Source organism: Flavobacterium album (genome assembly GCF_003096035.1).
Taxonomy (GTDB): domain Bacteria; phylum Bacteroidota; class Bacteroidia; order Flavobacteriales; family Flavobacteriaceae; genus Flavobacterium; species Flavobacterium album.
Genome location: NZ_CP029186.1, coordinates 2527301 through 2549226 on the forward strand (window position 1 = coordinate 2527301; position 21926 = coordinate 2549226).

At 44.1% G+C, this 21926-nt stretch carries 15 protein-coding genes; 8 read left to right on the forward strand and 7 right to left on the reverse strand.

Going from position 1 to position 21926, the window contains the following annotated elements; genetic code table 11:
• The first annotated feature begins 460 nt into the window (after positions 1 to 460).
• The 3 genes from HYN59_RS11315 (at position 461) to HYN59_RS11325 (ending at position 9295) form a co-directional block, all read left to right on the forward strand.
• Positions 461 to 6007 carry a fibronectin type III domain-containing protein gene (locus HYN59_RS11315; protein ID WP_146185927.1) on the forward strand — a complete coding sequence of 1849 codons (5547 nt, stop codon included), beginning with the start codon at positions 461 to 463 and terminating at the stop codon, positions 6005 to 6007.
• Positions 6008 to 6131: 124 nt separating this feature from the next.
• Entirely contained in the window at positions 6132 to 6194 is a 63-nt protein-coding gene (locus HYN59_RS18450) for a T9SS type A sorting domain-containing protein (protein ID WP_425433080.1), read from the forward strand.
• Between the two features lie 251 nt (positions 6195 to 6445).
• On the forward strand, positions 6446 to 9295 hold the full coding sequence (locus HYN59_RS11325) for a fibronectin type III domain-containing protein (protein WP_181369425.1): 2850 nt from the start codon (positions 6446 to 6448) through the stop codon (positions 9293 to 9295).
• A 394-nt stretch (positions 9296 to 9689) separates the two neighbouring features.
• Here the strand turns inward: HYN59_RS11325 and HYN59_RS11330 are convergent, their stop codons facing one another.
• From HYN59_RS11330 to HYN59_RS11360, 7 genes are all read right to left on the reverse strand, one after another.
• Positions 9690 to 10148 carry a sterol desaturase family protein gene (locus HYN59_RS11330; protein ID WP_108778364.1) on the reverse strand — a complete coding sequence of 153 codons (459 nt, stop codon included), beginning with the start codon at positions 10146 to 10148 and terminating at the stop codon, positions 9690 to 9692.
• A gap of 18 nt (positions 10149 to 10166) precedes the next feature.
• Entirely contained in the window at positions 10167 to 10616 is a 450-nt protein-coding gene (locus HYN59_RS11335; protein ID WP_245895551.1) for a hypothetical protein, read from the reverse strand.
• Entirely contained in the window at positions 10613 to 11449 is an 837-nt protein-coding gene (locus HYN59_RS11340; protein WP_108778366.1) for a phytoene/squalene synthase family protein, read from the reverse strand. The genes HYN59_RS11335 and HYN59_RS11340 overlap by 4 nt, the downstream gene beginning before the upstream one ends.
• Positions 11433 to 12926, reverse strand: a complete 1494-nt coding sequence (locus HYN59_RS11345) for a phytoene desaturase family protein (RefSeq protein ID WP_108778367.1) — start codon at positions 12924 to 12926, stop codon at positions 11433 to 11435. The genes HYN59_RS11340 and HYN59_RS11345 overlap by 17 nt, the downstream gene beginning before the upstream one ends.
• A gap of 3 nt (positions 12927 to 12929) precedes the next feature.
• Positions 12930 to 13598, reverse strand: coding sequence for a MarR family winged helix-turn-helix transcriptional regulator (locus tag HYN59_RS11350; protein ID WP_108778368.1), 669 nt, complete (start codon positions 13596 to 13598; stop codon positions 12930 to 12932).
• Between the two features lie 150 nt (positions 13599 to 13748).
• Positions 13749 to 14354: a DNA-3-methyladenine glycosylase gene (locus HYN59_RS11355; RefSeq protein WP_108778369.1), complete on the reverse strand. Its 606-nt coding sequence runs from the start codon at positions 14352 to 14354 to the stop codon at positions 13749 to 13751.
• Positions 14355 to 14382: 28 nt separating this feature from the next.
• Positions 14383 to 15789: an FAD-dependent oxidoreductase gene (locus HYN59_RS11360; protein WP_108779723.1), complete on the reverse strand. Its 1407-nt coding sequence runs from the start codon at positions 15787 to 15789 to the stop codon at positions 14383 to 14385.
• Positions 15790 to 16058: 269 nt separating this feature from the next.
• Here HYN59_RS11360 and HYN59_RS11365 point away from each other — a divergent pair, with 269 nt between their 5' ends.
• From HYN59_RS11365 to HYN59_RS11385, 5 genes are all read left to right on the forward strand, one after another.
• Positions 16059 to 17081, forward strand: coding sequence for an LLM class flavin-dependent oxidoreductase (locus HYN59_RS11365; RefSeq protein ID WP_108778370.1), 1023 nt, complete (start codon positions 16059 to 16061; stop codon positions 17079 to 17081).
• Positions 17082 to 17430: 349 nt separating this feature from the next.
• Positions 17431 to 17904 carry a Dps family protein gene (locus tag HYN59_RS11370; protein ID WP_108778371.1) on the forward strand — a complete coding sequence of 158 codons (474 nt, stop codon included), beginning with the start codon at positions 17431 to 17433 and terminating at the stop codon, positions 17902 to 17904.
• A gap of 105 nt (positions 17905 to 18009) precedes the next feature.
• Positions 18010 to 20226 (forward strand): tetratricopeptide repeat-containing sensor histidine kinase, encoded by a 2217-nt coding sequence (locus HYN59_RS11375; protein WP_108778372.1) that lies wholly within the window; start codon positions 18010 to 18012, stop codon positions 20224 to 20226.
• Positions 20227 to 20239: 13 nt separating this feature from the next.
• Positions 20240 to 21607 (forward strand): sigma-54-dependent transcriptional regulator, encoded by a 1368-nt coding sequence (locus tag HYN59_RS11380; protein ID WP_108778373.1) that lies wholly within the window; start codon positions 20240 to 20242, stop codon positions 21605 to 21607.
• A 17-nt stretch (positions 21608 to 21624) separates the two neighbouring features.
• A complete protein-coding gene (locus tag HYN59_RS11385; protein ID WP_108778374.1) occupies positions 21625 to 21921 on the forward strand; it encodes a GNAT family N-acetyltransferase in 297 nt (98 codons plus the stop codon).
• Positions 21922 to 21926: the final 5 nt, after the last annotated feature.

Below are 21926 nucleotides of genomic sequence, written 5' to 3' on the forward strand. Positions count from 1 at the left end.
ATAATGCTATCAGCGGGACAAGGGTCAGAAGACGTAATAGTATATTATTAGTAAGTTCTCCATAATACTTAAAGAATATCTATTTTTCAGCTATTTGTTTTGCAGCCCAATCTGAATTTAACAACTATGAATCAACTATATTCTTACAACTACGTAATTAAAATTTATGATAATGAAACATCTTAGCCCAATCCAACCCCTTGTATTTTGATAATAAAAATATGAAATGTCGGTTTTTTATCTATTTATTTATCAATTTGTAATATATAGTAGTAATTTTTTTTTGTAACTATAAAAATTATAAAATTCCTTGACATACTTACGAAAACGGTATAGTTGTATTGTTGATGTATAGGTAAAATTGATTTTTGTAAGGCAGGAATTAATTTGTGTATGGTTTGTATATACTATATGTTATTTATATATTAATTAAGATTATTTTAGCCCAAAATCTAAATTTATGATCTATAATTACCAAAAACAATTCAATGTGCTTTTGCTATTCATTTGCTTTATCTTTTCGCAATATGTTTTAGCTGGTAACGTAGTATGCGATACCCCTATTTGCACGAATGAATCATCGGATACGAATCATCCTGCTTTAACTACTTTTGCAGGATGTTCGGGAACGGACACACAAACACAACAAGGAACAGTTACTCTCGGATATAATTATACATTCGAGACAATTGGTACAAGCGTTAAGATTACTTGTCAGTTGCTTGATACAAAGACTGGTCTTGTGGCTGCTGCGTGGAGACAAAGCCCATTTCTTGAAACGGCAATGTCTGCTGTTTCAGGGCAGACACAAACATTTACTGTAACCATTCCTGGACAAACCGTAGGTGCTACGATTAGTTATGCAGTGAAGTTTGCTTATGCAGCAGGTGGTCAAATTGTTACCAAGTACATTAGCTATGTTGTTGGTAACAATTGTGTTACCGATACTTCTGCTCCTACAAATTTTACTGCTACCTTAGGAACAGTTACCGCAAATTCAGTCCAATTATTGTTTAATGGTACTGATGATTCGGGGTCATTATCCTATTCAATCACTTATGGTTCAACTACGGTAACCACTACCGGTACGTCTGGAACTCAAAAGTCATATGTTATTACCGGCCTTACTCAAAATACACCTTACAGTTTTAGCATAACAGCAAAGGATGCTGCCAACAATGTAGCCGCAAATGCCCCTTTAACGGTTACAGCAACAACATCTGTAGATCCGCCGCCGACTAACTTTACTGCGACACTAGGTACGGTTACAGCCAGTTCAGTTCAGTTATTGCTAAATGGCACCGATGACTCTGGTACACTAACCTATACGGTCACTTATGGTTCAACTACTGTAACTACTACGGGTACATCGGGTGTTCAAAAGGCTTTTGTTATCAGCAATCTTAGCCAAAATACAGCCTACAGTTTTAGCATAACAGCTAAAGACGGCTCCAATAATCTTGCGGCTAATGGACCGCTAACAGTTACTGCAACCACACTTGTGGATACAAGTAATGCGTGTTCAGGAACAAGTTCGATAGCAGCCGAAGGGACTTTCTCTGCGGGTTATAGCTATAATTTTACAAGCAGCGGAGGCAGTGTTACTGCAACTTTCACCTTACAGGATACTGACAAATCAGGGGTAGTAGCTTATTTGTGGATACAAACGCCATTTTCTGAAACTCCAATGACTAATACATCAGGTCTAACATTCACTAAAACGGTAACAGGCCTGACAGTTGGTTCAACTATTAGCCTTGGTTGTAAATTTGCTTATGCCGGTGGCCTTGTCCGTACAAAATATTTTACCTACACTGTGGGAGATACTTGTGGCGTTACTCCAGCAGATACACAAGCGCCGACAGGCTTTACTGCAACACTGGGCACTGTTACTATGAATACAGTACAGCTATTGCTCAATGCTACCGATAATTCAGGAGCTGTTACGTATACAATCACTTATGGTTCGACCACAACAACAGTCACTGGTAATTCCGGCGTACAGCAAGCCAAAGTAATCAGTGGTCTTTCACCAAGTACAGCCTATAGTTTTAGTATTACCGCAAAAGATGCTTCCGGCAATACAGCGGCTAATAGCCCTATTGTAGTAAATGCTACTACGTCTGTAGATACCAGCACTGCATGCGCAGGAACAAGTACGATAGCAGCCGAAGGGACATTTTCTACCGGTTACAACTATAGCTTTACAACAAGCGGTGGTAATGTTACAGCTACATTTACAATGCTTGATACAGATAAATCAGGAGTAATAGCATATTTATGGATACAATCGCCCTTCTCTGAAACACCTATGACCAACACTTCAGGGCTTACATTTACGAAAACCTTAACAGGCCAGACTGTCGGTACCACAATTAGCATTGGGTGTAAATTCGCTTATGCAGGCGGCCTTGTCCGTACTAAATACTTTACCTATACGGTAGGTGACAGCTGTGGTGTTGTTGTTCCGGATACTCAGGCACCAACAGCTTTCACTGCTACGTTGGGCAGTGTTACATCAAGTACTGTGCAGTTACTGCTAAAGGCTACAGACGATTCGGGCGCTGTAACGTATACTATCACTTATGGAGCTACCACCACAACGGTTACAGGTAACTCAAATGTACAAGTGTCGAAAGTTATTCTTAACCTTACACCGGAAACGGCATATAATTTTAGTGTTACCGCAAAAGATGCCACCGGTAACACAGCAGCTAATGGCCCTATCGTAGTGCCGGCAACTACTGCGATTGATACTAATACCATGTGTGCGGGAACCAGTTATCAGGCGGCAGAGGGTACATTCTCAACAGGATACAACTACAGTTTCCAGAGTTCTGGCAGCAGTGTTATTGTTACATTTACTTTGCTTGATACTGATAAATCGAGCGTAAATGCCTATTTGTGGACACAGACGCCATTCTCTGAAGCAACAATGACCAATACATCAGGCCTTACATTTACAAAGACCGTTACAAACCAGACAGCAGGTGCAGTAATTAACTTCTCGGTCAAATTTGCCTACGCAGGTGGTTTGGTACGTACTAAATATTTTAGCTATACAGTAGGAGACAACTGTAACGGCCTTGTTAACGATACTGAAATACCCGGTAACTTTACAGCTACATTGGGCGCTGTAACAGCAACTTCTGCAGAGCTGTTGCTTAATGGTACGGATAATTCAGGAACGGTGACCTATACAATTACCTATGGCAGTACAACTACAACAGTTACTGGCGCCACAGGTGTACAACAGTCCAAAATAATTACCGGACTTATACCACAACATACTTATAACTTTAGTGTGGCAGCAACTGATACTGCAGGCAACGCAGCGGCTAATAACTCCATTGTCGTACCTGCAACCACCGCTGCCTTTGTAAACACAGCATGCATGGGATACAGTTCAAGTGCGGCAGAAGGTACTTTCTCTACCGGATACAGCTATAGCTTTACCAGTAGCGGCAATACAGTTACGGCAACTTTTACATTGCTGGATACTGACAAATCAGGTGTTATAGCCTATTTATGGAGGCAAACACCATATTCCGAAACGCCAATGACTAATATTTCGGGGCTTACTTTTACAAAAACATTGACAGGTATCACGCCGGGAACACCGATTAGTTTAGCTGTTAAATTTGCCTATGCGGGCGGCCTTTCGCGTACCGTATATTTCTCTTATACGGCAGGTGACCAGTGTGATGGAAACCCGGTTATCGATACCGATATACCGACAAACTTTACAGCAACGTTAGGCACTGTTACAACAAACTCTGTGCAGATATTAGTTAACGGATCTGATAACAGTGGCACCGTAATATATGATATTACTTATGGAGGAAATACTGTAACTGTTACAGGCAATTCAGGAGTACAGCAATCAGTAGTGATAACTAATGGTATCGTGCCTGCAACTGCTTATACTTTTACGGTTTCCGCAAGGGATGCGTCTAATAATCATCCCACTAATAATAATATAGTACTTCAGGCTACTACATTGCCAAATATAAGTACACCATGCTTAGGTATAAGCACACAAGCGGCAGAGGGCACATTCTCCACTGGCTATACATATAAATTCATAACAAACGGTACTAATGTTACGGCCACATTTACATTACTTGACAGCGATAAAACAAATGTGGTGGCCTATCTGTGGAGGCAAACGCCATATTCTGAAATGTCAATGACAAATACTACCGGTTTAACCTTTACGAAAACGGTAACAGGCCTTACACCGGGGATGACGGTTAACTTCTGTGTTAAATTTGCTTATGCAGGAGGGCTTTCACGTACCAAATACTTTAGCTATATCGTAGGGGATACCTGTGCGGGTGGTGTGGGCGATATGTTTACAACCACCTGGACGGGCTCATCGTGGAGTAATGGCATACCGGTTTCAAACCAATATAACGCAGTTGTTGAAGGCAACTATAACTCTGATACCAATGGCGAGATTGTTGCGGCATCATTAGCTGTGAACAGTGGCGACATGGTAATTTCAAGTGGCGATAACTTTACTATAAAAGGCGCTGTTACGGTTGATACGGAAGCAACATTTACTGTTGAGAATAATGCTAATCTTATCCAGTCTGACGATGTGGACAATACAGGTGTAATCTCGGTAATAAAAGAAAGCGCGCCTATGTACAGGCTGGATTATGCAATGTGGTCTTCGCCGGTTGCGGCTCAAACCCTAAAAGCATTTTCTCCTGAAACCCTCAACAACCGTTTCTACCATTACAACCCGTTTACCGATGCGTATGCCACGGTAACAGATCCGGTAAATACCGTGTTTGGTGAAGGCGAAGGCTATCTTATCCGTGTAGCGAATACGCACCCTGCATTTGTAAATGCAGAAACTCCCGGAACGCCTTGGGAAGGAACATTTACAGGTGTACCGAACAATGGTAACGTGAGTGTAGCGGTAGTTCCGTTTGATGATGAGGAAGGCACCGAAAATGATGTGAACGGCTACAATAGCGTTGGCAACCCATATCCGTCGCCTATTAATATTGCTGCCTTCTTTGCAGCGAACCAGAACAACCTTGCCAGCAATACGCCTATTTATTTCTGGAGGAAAAAGAACGATGCGGCAACTTCATGCTATGCTTCGCTTACTCTTGCCGGCTATAACCAAAATGCAGGAAATGCATGGGGTGACAGCAGCAACGGAGTCTTCAACAACCCAAATAACAGCGCCAACTGGGTTATCAATCCGGGGCAGGGCTTTATTGTTAAGGCAGTTTCTAACACAGTGGTTTTCAATAACGCTATGCGTGTGCCGGTGAATAATGGGCAGATATTCCGTTCGGCTATGGACGAAGAGGTTACCAAATCACGCCTTTGGCTGAACCTTACCAATGCAGCGGGCGCTTTCGGTCAGACAACGATAGCCTACACGCCTGCAACAACATTAGGGCTTGACTTTGGCTGGGATGGTGAAGCGATTACCGATGGAGAGATATCAATCTATTCTCTTGCAGGAGAATCGAAACTTGGCATACAAGCAAGGCCGTCATTCGATGCTGCCGATGTGGTGCCGTTGGAATACAAGATTACAAATGCAGGAAATTATACTGTTTCAATTGACCATGTGGATGGTGTATTCGCTGCCGAACAGGATATTTATTTAAGGGATAACCTTCTGGGAGGTATTACGCACAACCTGAAGCAAGGCCCTTATGAGTTCACCGCGGAGGCAGGAACTATAGCAGGACGCTTTGATGTTGTATATGCAGAAGCCTTAAGTACTAACTTACCTTCGTTTGATGCCAACAGCATTGTTGCTTACAAGCAGGGTAATGTAATCAATATAAACACTGGTAACACTGATATGAAATCAGTTTCGGTTTATGATGTACAGGGCAGGCTGCTATACAGTGCCAATGATGTAAATGCAGCATCAACGGCAATTACAGGCCTTCAGTCAGCACAACAAATGCTTATCGTGCAGGTACAGACAGTACAGGGTGCGAAAGCAAGCAGGAAAATAGTTTTTTAATTTTCACATTTTTAGTAGTTTAGGTAAAAGGGCTGTCTTACTAAAAAGACAGCCCTTTTTATATCAGGGATTTTGAACGACAACTTATAGGTAGCTTTTAAATTATTTGGGCTTGGCGGACGGATTGTATTTTGTCAGGATACAAGCCGGCAATAAATCAATAACTAAAAAGCTTATAGTAAAATAACATTTAAAATGTAACTATTAAAGCAGGGCATAACGTCCTGCTTTTTTATTGCAAAAAGGATATTGAATCCTTTTAGGGATAAATTTGTAATTGCTTTACCTGCTTACGAAAACGGTGTAGTTGTAGTGTTGATGTATAGGTATATTGAGGATGTTGTAGCAGTAAATTTCTACAATGTATGGTTTGTATATACTCTTGTTTTAGCTATGTGTGAAAAAATTACGATTATATTAGCAGAAAATATAAAATTTATGAACAACAATTACCAAAAATGTATTAAGGTGCTGTCGCTTCTCATCTGTGTGGTTTTCGCGCAGTATTCCGGCTTCAGCAAAACAACAAACCTGAATAATACAATCACGACAGTTGATGATGCATGTTCGGGGACAAGCAATGTAGCCTCTCAGGGAAGTTTTTCTACGGGATACAGCTACCAGTTCCAGACAGTAGGCAACAGCGTTACTATTACCGCTACATTACTGGACACCGATAAAGTAGGTGTGGTAGCCTACATATGGCAGCAAACGCCATTTGTTGAAACGCCAATGCCTACAACGGGAGGGCTTACATTTGCGCAAACCATAACAGGCCAGACGCCGGGCGCTACTATTCATTATGCGGTGAAATTTGCTTATTCCGGTGGAATGTCGGTTACGCAATACCTTAGTTATGTAGTAGGTGAGAATTGTGGCGGCGGCGGTTCTACGGATACAGTAGCGCCAACAGACTTTACTGCTGCTGTGGGAACTATCGGATCTAATTCCGTCCAGTTCTTGCTTAACGGCTCAGATGATTCGGGCAGTGTGATTTATACGATCACTTACGGCAGCAGTACTGCTACAACTACAGGTACTTCAGGCTCACAGCAGGCATTTGTTGTAAACAACCTGAATGCTGATACTGCTTATACTTTCAGCATCACTGCAACCGATGCAGCTGGCAATGCGGCCGCAAATAACCCTATAGTATTGCAGGCGACTACACTTGAGGCTGTAGAGAACACTCCATGTGCGGGAACCAGCAATGCGGCGGCAGAAGGCACGTTCTCAACAGGATATACCTACAGCTTCCAGACTACAGGAAACAGCGTTACCGCTACCTTCCAGTTGCTTGATACGGATAAAGTAGGCGTGGTAGCCTATCTGTGGCAGCAAACGCCATTTGTTGAATGGCCAATGACAGCCTCGCCGGGACTTACATTTACAAAAACGGTAACAGATCTTACACCGGGTACGGTTGTGAGTTTTGGTGTGAAATTTGCATATGCCGGAGGCCTTTCGCGTACATTATACTATTCGTACACCGTGGGCGACAACTGTACAGGTACTGTAGACACTGAAGCTCCTACAGCTTTTACAGCTACTGTAGGTACAATTACACCAACATCGGTGCAATTCCTTCTTAATGGTACGGATGATTCGGGCAGCTTGATCTATACGATATCGTACAATGGCACAAGCGTAAACCTTTCAGGAAATTCAGGATCACAACAGGCTTATGTATTGAACGGGCTTGATGCCGATACAATTTATAACTTCACGGTTACAGCGGCTGACTTGGCTGGCAACATGGCTGCAAACAACCCGATATCACTTACCGCTACAACACTGGCGCCAACAAGCAGCGTACCTTGTACGGGCACAGGGACCGAAGCACAGCAGGGATCATTCTCTACCGGATACAGCTACTCTTTCCAGACTGTAAATGGCTCTGATGTGGTAGTTACCATTACAATGCTTGATACAGATAAAGTAGGCGTAGTCGCTTACCTGTGGACACAGACACCATTCACTGAAGCGCCAATGCAAAATGCAGGTGGATTGACATTTACTAAAACGCTTACCGGCCAGACACCGGGTGCAACTATAGGACTTGCGGTTAAATTTGCCTATTCAGGAGGTTTATCTGCAACGGCATACATCCCTTACGTTGTAGGCCAGGACTGCGAGCTTCCTGAAGATACAGAAGCGCCTGCCAACTTTACTGCTACAGCAGGAACTATTACTTCTGATTCAGTTGAAATACTGCTTAATGGTACAGACAACTCAGGGACTGTAATCTATACGGTAACTTACGGTTCTGAAACAGTAACGGTTACAGGTACTTCCGGTGTAGCAACATCAGTAGTTATCGATGGCCTTGATCCTGAAACTGCTTATAGCTTTAACGTAGAAGCAGCTGACGAAGCAGGCAACGAAGCGGCTAACAATGCTATTGTAGTTGATGCTACAACGCTTATGATAGACAACGATGCCCCTGCTGACTTTACAGCTACTGTAGGAACGGTAACCGCAACTACTGTACAGATACTACTAAATGGTACTGACAATTCAGGTTCTGTAACGTACACTATAACATACAACGGACAGACTACGACAGTTACAGGCGTTTCGGGAGAACAGACAACAGTAACTATCAATGGCCTTTCTCCTGAAGCGGTTTATAGCTTTAGCGTAGTGGCGGCGGATGCAGCCGGTAACGTAGCTGCAAATAACCCGATCGTATTGGAAGCAACTACAATGGAAGATACCAACACAGAGTGTGCAGGTATGAGTTCATCGGCTCAGGATGGTGCTTTCTCTATCGGATACAACTACAGTTTTGAAACTGTTGGTAACGATGTAACGGCAACTTTCACGATGCTTGATACAGATAAAGTGGGCGTTGTAGCTTACCTGTGGCAGCAAACTCCGTTTACTGAGACTCCTATGACAAATACAGACGGCCTTACATTTACTGCTACAGTTACAGGACAGACTGCTGGTACCGACTTGGCTTTCGCAGTTAAATTTGCTTACGCAGGTGGACAGTCGGTTACAAATTACTATACTTATACAGTAGGGGAAGATTGTGGACTTGGCATTGAAACTCCGGAATTGGAAGCCGCTGTGAAGCTATATCCAAACCCTGCGAACAATGTTGTAAACATCGATTCACAGCTTTCGAACATCTCTAAGGTTGAGGTATACTCTGTACTCGGTACAAAGGTAATGGAGTCTGCAAATACCCAGCTTAATGTAGAAAACCTTTCTGACGGAATCTACATGGTAAAAATATATGCAGGAAATAAATCGGTGACTAAAAAACTGGTTGTTCAGTAATAACATGTAATTAAAGGCAGGGCAACTGTCCTGCCTTTACGCTACTATAGTAAATTAGTACCGGCATTTCAATTCAAACAGAGAGTAATTTTTCGTATGATAATTTTTGAAAAAAGACAGTCTTCGGGCTGTCTTTTTGTTTTTGGAATACGCATCTAAGGCACGCTTAATACTACTAAGAAGTAGGGTATGCCCCGCTCTGAAAAGTCTCTGACTTTGTGGAAGCGATGGCATATCTCTGATATGCTTAGAAAGATCGGGGACATTTAAAACAGCTACAAAGTCAGAGACTTTGCAGAGCATGGTAAAGAAGTACAGTAGGATATCCTGATACCCTTACATGAACTTTTTTATTTACAGGGTGCAGCAATTGAAGAAGGTGTCCCGGGAATTATTATTTCTGGTTCTTGTTGAAATACATCCTGAAATATTTCACCGGTACCCACAAAAAGCCATAACATTCGCCGTCATGCTTTTGCGTGTGCTTGTGGTGCTGCTTGTGGGCACGCCTGATGGCAAGCAAGTAAGGGTTTTTGGTGTTTTTGAGGAAGCTTATACGCTGGTGAATGAAAATATCATGCACGAAAAAATACGCCATTCCGTATAATGAAATGCCCATTCCGATGTAAAACAGGTAATTGTAATCCTGCATGGCCCCGAGGTACATCAGCACAATAGCGGGTGTCGCAAAGATCACAAAGAAATAATCATTGCGCTCAAGATTGCCTTTATTGGAGTGGTCATGGTGGTCCCTGTGCAATGACCATAATAAGCCATGCATTATATACTTATGGATTACCCATGTAAGGCCTTCCATTACAAAAAATACTATAAAGACTATAAGAAATCCCATTGCTTGCTACTTTTTACATTATTCTATGATGTCGTCTACCATTGATTTTAGCACTTCAGAGGTAATTGTTCCCCTGTTGGCCATGATAAATTTTTTATCTTCGTCTATATCGTCATTATATCCCAAAAATCCGGGGGCATTCAACTGCACCGAGAGCCTTACAAAACGTATCTCGATATTAAGCGGCTCAGCCGCTACCGCTGCTTCAATATTTTTTTTTCCTTTCCGGAACGTACCCAGTTTGCTCAACGGGTTAGGCGTATGCTTTGCCCAAATCGACCGGAAAGCCCCCAGATAGGCCAGAGATACAGCATCTTTACGGTTTTCAAGCAGGGCAATCATTTCCTTACAAACCGTTTTATCTCCCGGGGCGAGGCGGTAACTGTTCCTTACGGTATCCATTTCAGAAGGCATAATGCTTTTAGCTGAGAAAGAGCACAGCAAAAATAATGCGATCAGTGTCTTCATACAATAGCAACTTTATACTGTACATAGCTGCTCATCATCAGGGAGATCTTCTGGCTGTTAGGTATCCGTATCCTGCTGTTTAATATCTTATGGGCAGGTGTTTTCCGGATCTTCCTGAAAAGCGACAGGTAATACCTGTAAGCCAGGTATACCCCAAAGCGGGATGATGCCGGTAATTTCCTTATCCCTATCAGCGCTTCTGCAAATTCTTCCCTGATCTCCTGCTCAATGCTGCATTTTACTTCGTTATTGAAGGCTTCCATGTTCACGTTCGGAAAATAGGTTCGCCCCAGGACTGAGTAATCGTCTTTCATATCGCGAAGGAAATTCACCTTTTGGAACGCCGAGCCCAGCTTCATTGCAAAGGGCCTCAGCTCATCGTAGGCCGCTTTATCGCCTTCAACAAATACATGAAGGCACATAAGCCCTACTACTTCTGCCGACCCGAGTATGTATTCCTGGTAAAGCTCTTTATTGTAGGAAACCGGGTCAAGGTCCATTTCCATGCTTTTCAGGAACTGGTCGATAAGGTCGCGCCCGATCTTATAGCGATGTACCGCATCCTGGAAGGAATTCATTATTGGGTTAAGTGAAATCTTCTCATCCAGCGCCTCGGTTGTCTGTTGCCTGAAACGCTGCAGCAGTTCGCGTTTGTTGTAGCCGTGAAAGCTGTCCACGATCTCGTCGGCCAGGCGTACAAACCCGTAAATAGCATAGATGGCAGGCCTTAGTTCCGCGCCCAGCGCCATAATCCCCATCGAAAAGCTGGTAGAGTATTTTCGTGTGGTAGCTTTGCTCACATGGTGCGATAGTTCATCATACAACTTTTTCATAACGGGATGGTATATTTTTATTAATCTCTTTTGCTACTATTTTTCCTGAAATTATTGATGGCGGGACACCCGGCCCCGGCACAGTTAGCTGACCTGTATAATACAGGTTGTCCAGCTTTTTGTTCCTTATGGAAGGCTTTAGCACCGCAGTTTGCCGCAGCGTGTTGGCCAGTCCGTAGGCATTGCCTTTATAGGCGTTATAATCCTGGGTGAAATCGCTTACACAATAGCTTCGCTGGTAATCGATTTTTGACCTGAGGTTTTTGATGCCGGAAATTTTCTCCATTTCCTCTATCATTTTGCCCAGGTATTTTTCGCGCAGCGCTTCGCCATCTTCAATGCCTATAGCTAATGGCAACAGCAGGAAGACATTTTCATGGCCTTTGGGCGCCACCATATCATCGGTTTTAGAAGGGCAGCAGGCATAGAAAAGCGGATCTTCCGGCCACTCTTTTGTTTTATAAATGGCATCGATGTGCGTGTCGAGGTCGTGCCCGAAAAATAAATTGTGGTGCTTCAGGTTCGGGATCTTTTCGGTAAAGCCAAGATAGTAAATCAGGCAGGAGGGGGCAAAAGTCCTGTCCTCCCAGTACTCTTCTGTATAATTCCTGTGCTGTTTATCAAGGAGTGTCTCGGTATGATGATAGTCCGCTGACGCTACAACAGCATCAAAATCCATTGTAACACCATTTACCCTGAGTGCGGTAACGCTGCCTCCGTCGGTAATGATCTTTTCTGCCGTATGGCCGAAATGAAAATTTACGCCTTGTTGTTCCGCCACTGTTTTCATAGCTTTTACCAGTTCGTAAAACCCTCCCAGCGGATAATAGGTGCCAAGCCCGTAGCCGCCATAATTCATCAGGCTGTACAATGCGGGAATATCTTTTGGCGAAGCCCCCAGGAAAATCACGGGAAATTCCATCAGTGCTACCAGCATGGGGTTAGAAAAATATTTCTTTACATACGACCGGTAATCCGTCAGCAGGTCGAGCTTCAGGGCGCCTTTTGCGATCTTGAGGGAAAGGAACTCAAACCAGGACAGGCACGGCTTGGTGACAAAATCCTGCATTCCTACCTCATATTTATATTTTGCCGAATCCATGAAGCGTTCAAACTGCTTTCCTGCACCGGGCTCAATCTGCTCAAAAAGGGCCTTCATATCGCCATAGCTGTCAGGGAGCGATAGCTTTCCGTCGGCAAATATGATATCAAACTGAGGGTCGAGTCGCACCAGGCTGTAAAAATCTGAGGCCTGGTAACCAAAATCTTTAAAGAAATTGTCAATGATATCGGGCATCCAGTACCAGCTGGGCCCCATATCGAATGTATATCCGTTATCTGTAGTAAACTGCCGCGCGCGCCCTCCCGGCTGGCTGTTCTTTTCGAATACATGAACTTCAAAGCCTTCCTTTGCTAAATATGAAGCAGCCGACAGCCCCGAAATACCCGAACCAATTATGGCAACCTTTTTTTTCATAAACTAATTTTGATAAAGATATTTACGGCTGATCTCTGCCAATGGTTCGGCAGCCGTAATGGGGGTGTTAAATATCGGTTGGTGAAAATCTTCAAGTTTTTTTAGCAGGCGTATAAGCTCCATCTTTTCAGACTGGTCCAGGTTGCCGGATACAATGGTGGTTGCCTGCCGGATCTTGTGCATGTGCTTATCCAGTTCCTCCAGGCCCAGCGGCGTAATGCTGATCACTTTGCTTCGTTTGTCAGTACCCGAAACGCTTTGTGCTACCCATCCGTTTTTTATGAGCCTGCCAATAATCTGGATTCCCGTCGGCTTATCCTGGATATTCCGCCGTATCAGTTCCATTTTTGTCATTGCTCCAAGGGTTTTCAGGTTGATCAGGTAAATGAAATCTTCCTGTGTGGAAAAAGGCGAGCCGGCTATTGCCAGTTTGGAATACATCTTTGCATACCGGTGCAGGTGTACAATCATCGTGCTGATGATGCTTTCTGCAGAGCGGCCTTCGTGCTTGCCTTCCCAGTCCGGTTCCTGCCGCTGTTGCCCTTGGGCGGAAACCGCTCCTGTCATCCAGTTTTTAAACTCCTTGATATCGCCTTTTCCTTGATTTTTAACGGTATAATGTTCAAAATCTTCTAAAAGGGATATTACTTCGTGGGTTAATTTATAATTCATATTAAAAATAAAGTATGTAAATATACTATTTAATGTCTAATTATAGTATTATTTTATACTTTTTTTAATATGTATTTAGCAAAGTAGCTTGCTGACAAGTGTTTGCAATTCTTAGGAATATAATTACAAAATTTAGATTGGTGATCCCGGTTATATCTTATTCGGCTTACTTACATATTTATTGCCTTTTACAAAAAAGCGCCAGGGCAACAGTGCGTCCTCCTGGGCATAGTCGACACCCACACGCGGGGTTGCGGCAATCTGGTCTGCGGTATAGCGTATGCCGTGGTCTTCAATCCAGATCTCATCGCCGGTCAGGTCTTTTTTATTGAAGGAGCGATCGATGCCCAAAGCCTTAGCCGCAGACCCCGGGCCGGAGGATATTGCAGCCTTCGATGCAGGCATGTTCCTGCGAAGCTCCATGACCTCTATGCCGGCCAGAGGCTCAACCGCCCTTATGAGTACGGCATGGGGCTCGCCTTCGCCCGAGGTAACCACATTAAACAGGTTATGGATGCCATAGCAAAGGTAAACATACGATATCCCGCCATGGCTGTACATAGTTTCGGTACGGTCGGTACGCCGTCCGCCATAAGCATGGGAAGCTTTATCCCGTACCCCGAAATAAGCTTCTGTTTCTGTGATAATGCCCGCTGTTATTTCGCCATCTATTGCGGTGTACAGCACTTTGCCTAAAAGGTCTTTTGCCAGAATGATCACATCCTGGTTTTGGTAATAGGGGAATTGTAGTTTCAAATCAGATTTTTATTAGTTGGCGAATGGATCATTTTTTCAGGCAGCGCCCTCTCGGCGAATCACTTTCGTGAAGCACGATTTCGGAATGAAGGAACTGCGCTGCGGCAGCCGAATCGTTTACCTTAACGGCGCTGCGTTCCAGCATTTCCCGTTCAAATTCCGTCAATACACTTTCCCTTATCCCGGCTTCCCTCCATTGTGATGACGGCCTGCATCCTTTCACGATGGCACGTGCCAGTGCCAGTGCATCAAGGAGTGCCTGGTTAGCCCCCTGTCCCTTGAAAGGGCTCATGGGGTGGGCGGCATCGCCTATCAGGGTTACCGGTCCGGTTTTTTCAAGTAATTCCGGCCTCAGTAGCTCACGGTCATATACCGGGTAGCCGGAAATCCTGTTTTCCGGTGTTGCTGCCATTATTTGCGGAATCGGTTCGTGCCACTGCGTCCTGCGGCGGGCTTCTTCCTTAAGGGCGGCAGGCCCCAATGCGCTTAACGTGCTGGCCTCATTTTCGGTCATGGGGAAACTCAGCTGCCACATTACAGCATCTGATGTATAAGGCATCATATAAATACGTTCATTACCATTAGCGGTCTGGAATACGGTAGCCGAGTCCAGTAAAGGGCTGGCAACTTCTGTAAGGCTGCTCAGAGGGCAAATGCCTAATATGACAATGCAATCCAGGTAGCGCAGGGGAGCGGCATCTTCACCGATGACCATCCTGCGTACCGAACTACGGATACCGTCGGCGCCCACAACAAGGCCTGCCCGGCAATTTTTTAGTTCCCCGTTCACCTGGAAAACCAGTTCAACATCGTCACTATCGTTTTGCTTAAGATCAACCAGTTGGTGTCCCCACTGTACAACATCGTGCCCGCCCAGCTGTTCAAGCAAAGCAGCGCGTAACGACTGCCGGGCAATGTGCATGTTGGAGCGTTTAGGCGATTTTTCCAAACCGGACTGCAGCCACTTCCTGCCGCCCCATTCGCCAACAACGGTTCCTTCTGCCGTATGCACGAGATGGCGGGTAGAGATCACTCCTTCGTGAAGCGAAGATATACCCAGTGCCTTCATGGCTTTACCGGCCTGCTGCAAGGTGAGCCCGTAGCCCTGTGACCGGGCATCGAAATTGCTGTCGCGCTCATACAGCGTAAAGGGAATTCCGCGCTGCAGGCAGGCCACAGCCAGTGCAACCCCACCAATTCCGCCGCCGATAATGGCAACGTGCGGGTAGTTTTCTCCATCTGCTTTAGGCGGGGTGACAGACTCCACCAGCCCGGATCCGGAACAGTGGGTGCATGGGTATAAGTGAGCTTTGGGGCGAACCGGTGCCGGGCCTTCGCCTTTTTCAAAAAGGCCAAGTGCCCAACGGTAGTTTTGTTGTGCCTTTTTGCTGAGCCCGCGGCTTTTTTTGCCTTGTCCCCGGCATTCCGGGCACATAGCAAATCCTGTTTTTATAGTATCCCCGTTATTTATTTTTTCCAAGTCATTATACTATTACGGTAAAAAACCATTGGCAGATATGATTATATATACCAACACAAAGGTACAAATTACAAACTTTGACAATAAGCAAATCCTTTATAGGCAAGTTAAGTATAGTAATCCCGGGTTTCTTTCAATGGTTAAGGCGCTTTGCAGTTGCTGCGAAAATTAGGTTCATCCCGTAATGATGCGTATCTTTGGGATAATAACTAATAAGGTTATCTATGAAGAATATTGGATTTTTATCGTTCGGGCATTGGGCAGATCATCCGTCGTACCAGGCCCGTACGGCAAGCGATACGCTGCTTCAGTCCATCGACCTGGCTGTTGCTGCGGAAGAGATTGGTATGGACGGCGCTTACTTTCGCGTGCATCATTTTGCACGGCAGCTGGCATCGCCTTTTCCGCTGCTTTCCGCCATTGGTGCTAAAACAAGCAAAATAGAGATTGGGACAGGAGTGATTGATATGCGGTATGAGAACCCGCTGTATATGGTAGAAGATGCAAGTGCTGCCGACCTGATCTCAGGCGGGCGGTTGCAGTTAGGTATCAGCAGGGGATCGCCGGAGCAGGTCATCGATGGCTGGCATTATTTTGGTTATGAGCCCGATGAGGGCGAAACGGATGCAGATATGGGGCGCAAAAAAGCCCTGAAATTTCTCGATATGCTTAAAGGAGAAGGATTTGCGCAGCCAAACCCGAACCCCATGTTTCCCAACCCGCCGGGTTTATTGCGCCTTGAGCCGCATTCCGAAGGGTTGCGAGAGCGTATCTGGTGGGGTGCTGCATCCAATGCCACTGCCGTATGGGCTGCCGAGAATGGTATGTACCTGCAAAGCTCTACGCTGAAATTTGACGAAAGCGGAAAGCCCTTTCACATCCAGCAGGCCGAACAGATAAGGTTGTATAAGGAAGCCTGGGAGAAAGCAGGGCACAAGCGCAAACCGAGGGTTTCGGTAAGCCGTTCCATCTTTGCACTGGTCAACGACCAGGACAGGTATTACTTTGGGCAGCAGGGCAAGGCATCAGACAGCTTTGGTTATATTGAAAGCGATAAGCGCGCCATTTTCGGGAAGAGCTACGCGGCTGAACCGGATAGGCTTATTGAAGAACTGGCCCAAGACGAAGCAATACAGGAAGCTGATACAATACTGCTGACCATCCCGAATACGTTAGGTGTAGATTATAATGTACATGTGCTTTCGGCCATACTGGAGCATGTTGCCCCGGGATTGGGCTGGCGTTAAGTTTAAAGACATAGAACTATAAGAAAAGCTCTAAATCATTGATTTAGGGCTTTTTTGTTGCGCCCGGTTTGCAAATTCCAAACTATGTATGCAGGATTTAATAGTTTGTTGGTTTCCAAAAGTTTGGGTTACTTGGGAGTAATCGGTAAAGTAATAAGTCATGTTTATGGGAAATCATTGAACATTCTTTTAAAGAAAACAGCGTATGGCTAAGTTTCGTAGGCATTTATAAAATGACGATATATCGTAAGTGTTTATTTAGATGGATAATTTTATTTATTGAAAAACAGGATTTTAAGTAAAAGGTATGCCATTTGTAAATTATGGAATTAAAAAACTTAATTAAAGAATGGAAACAAAAATTGGGATTACCACAGAAAATAGGGCTACAGTAGTGATGATACTGTGCAGGTTACTTGCCGACGAATATGTATTATCTGTAAAAACCAGAAATGCCCACTGGAATGTTGAGGGAAACGATTTTTATAACAAACATCTTTTTTTTGAACAGCAGTATGCCCGGTTGGATGAAATTGTAGATAGTGTAGCAGAAAGGATAAGAACCCTTGGCCACTACGCTCCGGGAACCCTTAAAAGTTTTTTGGACCTCACGCACTTGTCTGAAACAAAAAGCCATGAAAATAGCAGTATCGGTTTTATAAACGAACTGTTATCAGACCACGAGAGCATTACCATATACCTGCGCGAAAATATCGACCGCCCTGCATCGGAACTAAAAGATTACGGCAGCAGCGACTTTCTGACAAGCCTTTTGGAAACCCATGAGAAAATGGCCTGGATGCTTAGGGCACATGTAAAATAAACAGGAATTTACACTGAACCGGTGGTCTATTTAAGAAACGTGCTTATCTTCGGGATGAAAACAGAAGTAGTTGCCACTTAGCTAACGGTTTACAACCACATTAATATGAAGTCTAAAGTACTGTTTATCATTATAATTACACTTTCCCTGAATGCATTTGCGCAATCGGCAGGCAACGCCCGGTTTAATGATATTCGCGTTAAACTCAATAAAGAAAAAGACGAAGCAAAAAAAGCAGGGCTTTACTATCAGGCAGCCCGGTTTTACCTTGAAAAGGAAGGTGCTATAAAAACCGACCTTGATAGTGCTGCGCTATTTAATAAACGGTCTGTACGCCTTGGCAGTAAGTTGGGAATGAAGAAGGTGATAGCGCAAAATATGCTGCTGGAAGGCGAAATTGCGGCTGAAAACAACAATAGCGTCCTTTCGGCAAAATTAAAAGACAAAGCATTGCAATATTCGCTTTCGAACGGGCTTAAAACCGAGGCGGCCGGCGTTTACATGTCACTCGCTTATGAAGTTCCGGAAAATGACCTGCTTAAAAGAGAGCAGTACTTTCTGAAAGCCGCTGACTTATACAAACAGGCAGGTGCATTTCTTAAAGAGGCAGAAACATGCACAGAACTTTCTGTCCTTTATAACAGCCTTGATGAAATTGATACCTCTGTAAAATTTGCACTTGAGGCGGTTAAGATCAAAAAGAAAATTAAAGAGCCGTCACTGTATAAGGAATATACGATGCTGGCGATGGATTACAGAATACAGGGTAAATATGAAAGCGCCCTTGCTTATGCCCTTGCTGCCGATAAAGTAACTGAAACTACCCCGGATGCCGATGCAGTATGGCGAAGCATTATAAAAAACCTGACAGGCACGATATACTCTGAACTCAAATTTTACGACAAGTCGGTTGAGTATTATAAAAAAGCAATTGTAATAGCAAAAGAAAGCAATGATACGGAAGGTGTAACCTCTATCACTATAAATACCGCGCGTGGGCTTTTTGGCCGCCATAAAGTTACCGAAGCCCTTGAGGTATTAAATAATGGGTACAAATATTATCACAAAGAAAATTGTGATGCAGAGTATGCCTCACTTTACATATTGTTATACTGTGAGTTAAAAAAATATGAAAAGGCAAAGCCTTATTATGACCAATTGGTAAACTGTGGAAGCGGTCAGGTTAAAAATCCTATGGAGCAGGAGAAAATGTACTACGCAATGATAAAGTATTTACTAAAAACCGGGCAGGCAGGAAAAACCTATGGATATATTGAAAAGCTAAAACAGTTAAGCCGGAAAAACAATGACATCTATAATCTAACCCAGCTTGAAAAAACCCATTTTGAAGTAGATTCCGCTACGGGTAATTATCTTAGGGCCATTGAGCATTTAAAAAAATATAAGCAGCTAAATGATTCTGTCTTTAATATCAATAATGCAAAGCAGTTTGCCGATTTGCAGCTGAAATATGATACTGAAAAAAAAGACAGGAATATTAAATTGCTTACGAACAAAAGCCAGCTGCAGCAAGCCAGGATCGAAAATGAGCTTGTTATAAGGTATATCTTTATTGGCAGCCTTCTAGTACTGTGCATAATTATAGGATTGCTTTACAGCAGGTACTGCATGAAACGCAAAACCAATTCTATCCTGGAGGCCAAGCAGGACGAAATCAACAGCAAAAATAATAAGCTCGAGCGCCTTGTCGCCGAAAAAGAATGGCTGTTAAAAGAAATACATCACCGGGTTAAAAACAATTTGCAGATAGTAATTAGCCTGCTTAACACACAGTCGGCCTACCTGGATAACGAAGAAGCGCTGGAGGCCATACAAAACAGCCAGCACAGGATGCATGCTATGTCGCTTATCCACCAGAAACTCTACCAGACAGAGAACCTTTCCAGCATTAACATGCCATGGTATATCAAAGAGCTCGCCGATTATTTAAAAGACAGTTTTGACCATGAAGGCAAGATCAGGTTTGAGCTTTCCCTTGCTTCTATAGATCTTGATGTGGCACAGGCTGTACCTTTGGGGCTAATACTTAATGAGGCCATAACGAATGCAATTAAATATGCATTTCCTGACCAGAAAGGGATCATCAACATTCTTCTGGAAGAAACAGATAATAGCTACCTGCTTCGCATTTCTGACAATGGTATAGGGCTTCCTGAACATTTTGAATCGGCTGAAACGGATTCCCTTGGCATGAGCCTCATGATGGGGCTTGCCGAACAGCTGGACGGGACCTTTACTATCCGGTCCGGTGCCGGCGTAGTAATAACTATTAACTTTATAAAAAGACAGGCTGCTGTATAAGCGGTATAGGATAATGGAAAATAAAGAGAAAATATTAATTGTCGAGGATGAGTTTATCGTAGCTAACGACCTGAAAATGATATTAAAAAAGGGTGGCTATGATGTGGTAGGCATTGCTTCGTCTGCGGCGCAGGCCCGCACCATGGTCACTGCCAAAAAGCCCAACTGGGTACTCCTTGACATTATCCTTAAAGGTGACGAAACCGGTATTGACCTGGCGTGGGAATTAATAAAGTGCAAAACACCATTTCTGTTCATCTCTGCCAATACCAATCAGACTACGCTTGAGGCCGTTAAAAAAACTCAGCCTTATGGCTTTATGGTAAAGCCTTTCAGGGAGAAGGACCTGCTGGTTATGCTCGATATTGCACGTTACCGTTATGCCTTGGAGAATAGGGGAATGGCTAACCCTGCAACCAGTGCAAAAGCAGCCTTTACGGGAATTGTAGGTAACAGCCCGTTGTTAGAGGCGGTATTGTCAAAAATTAATATTGTTGCCCCAACCGAGACTTCGGTACTTATAACAGGCGAGAGCGGTACGGGCAAAGAAAGGATCGCCCATACGATACACGAGCATTCGGGCAGGAAAAATAAGCCCATAGTAGTCGTAAACTGTGCTGCGCTGCCATTATCGTTGATAGAATCAGAGCTTTTTGGTTACGAAAAAGGCGCGTTTACCGGGGCAAACTCCCGGAGGATAGGCAAATTTGAACAGGCCGATGGGGGTACGCTCTTTCTGGATGAGATAGGCGAACTTCCGTTGGACGCACAGGTGAAGCTGCTGCGTGTATTGCAGGAAAAAGAAATTGAACGCATAGGTGGCGACCAAACCATAAAGGTAGATGTGCGCATTGTAGCAGCAACAAACCGCAGCCTTGAGCATGAAGTTGCCGAAGGGCGGTTTAGGCTCGATCTTTACTACAGGCTTAATGTATTTCCAGTTGAGCTGCCACCGCTGCGGGAACGCAAGGAAGACATAGCGCTACTGGCAGAACATTTCCTTAAAAAATTTAATGCTGCTACAGGCAGGAATATTAAAGGCTTTGGGGCAAAAGCACTGCAACAGTTGCAGCAATACAACTGGCCGGGCAATATACGGGAACTGGAGCATTTAATAGAGCGCAGCACCCTGCTTGCCACAACCGATGAAATAAGCCATGTCAACCTTCCGGCTAATGCGGAACTCCCATCCCCGCAAAGCAAAGAAACGGGAGGCTTGCAGTCTTTGGAAGATATGGAAAGGGCGCACATTATGCAGGCATTGCAGGCATGCGGCGGTAAGGTATTCGGGCCCGGAGGCGCTGCCGAAATACTTAAAATACCGGCCACAACATTATACGCTAAAATGAAAAAGCTGGGTATCCGGCAGGAACATTATTAACCTTTAAATCAATTGGAATGACTGAGATAAGACTGGAGCTGGATGAGAAAAAACATGGTGGCTTTAACCTTTATGAAGAGGGCAGTAAAATAGGTGAAATGGTGATAAGCCTTGCAACTGACAGGATTACCGTATACCATACAGGCATTGAGCCTGTTGCCGAAGGTAAAGGTTATGCTAAGCTGCTGCTGGAGGAAATGGTGAAATACAGCCGGGAGAATAACCTTAAAGTTATTGCTCTTTGTCCGTATGTACATGCGCAGTTTAAAAGGCATCCTGATACTTATGCCGATGTATGGCTAAAGCAGGAATAGCATAC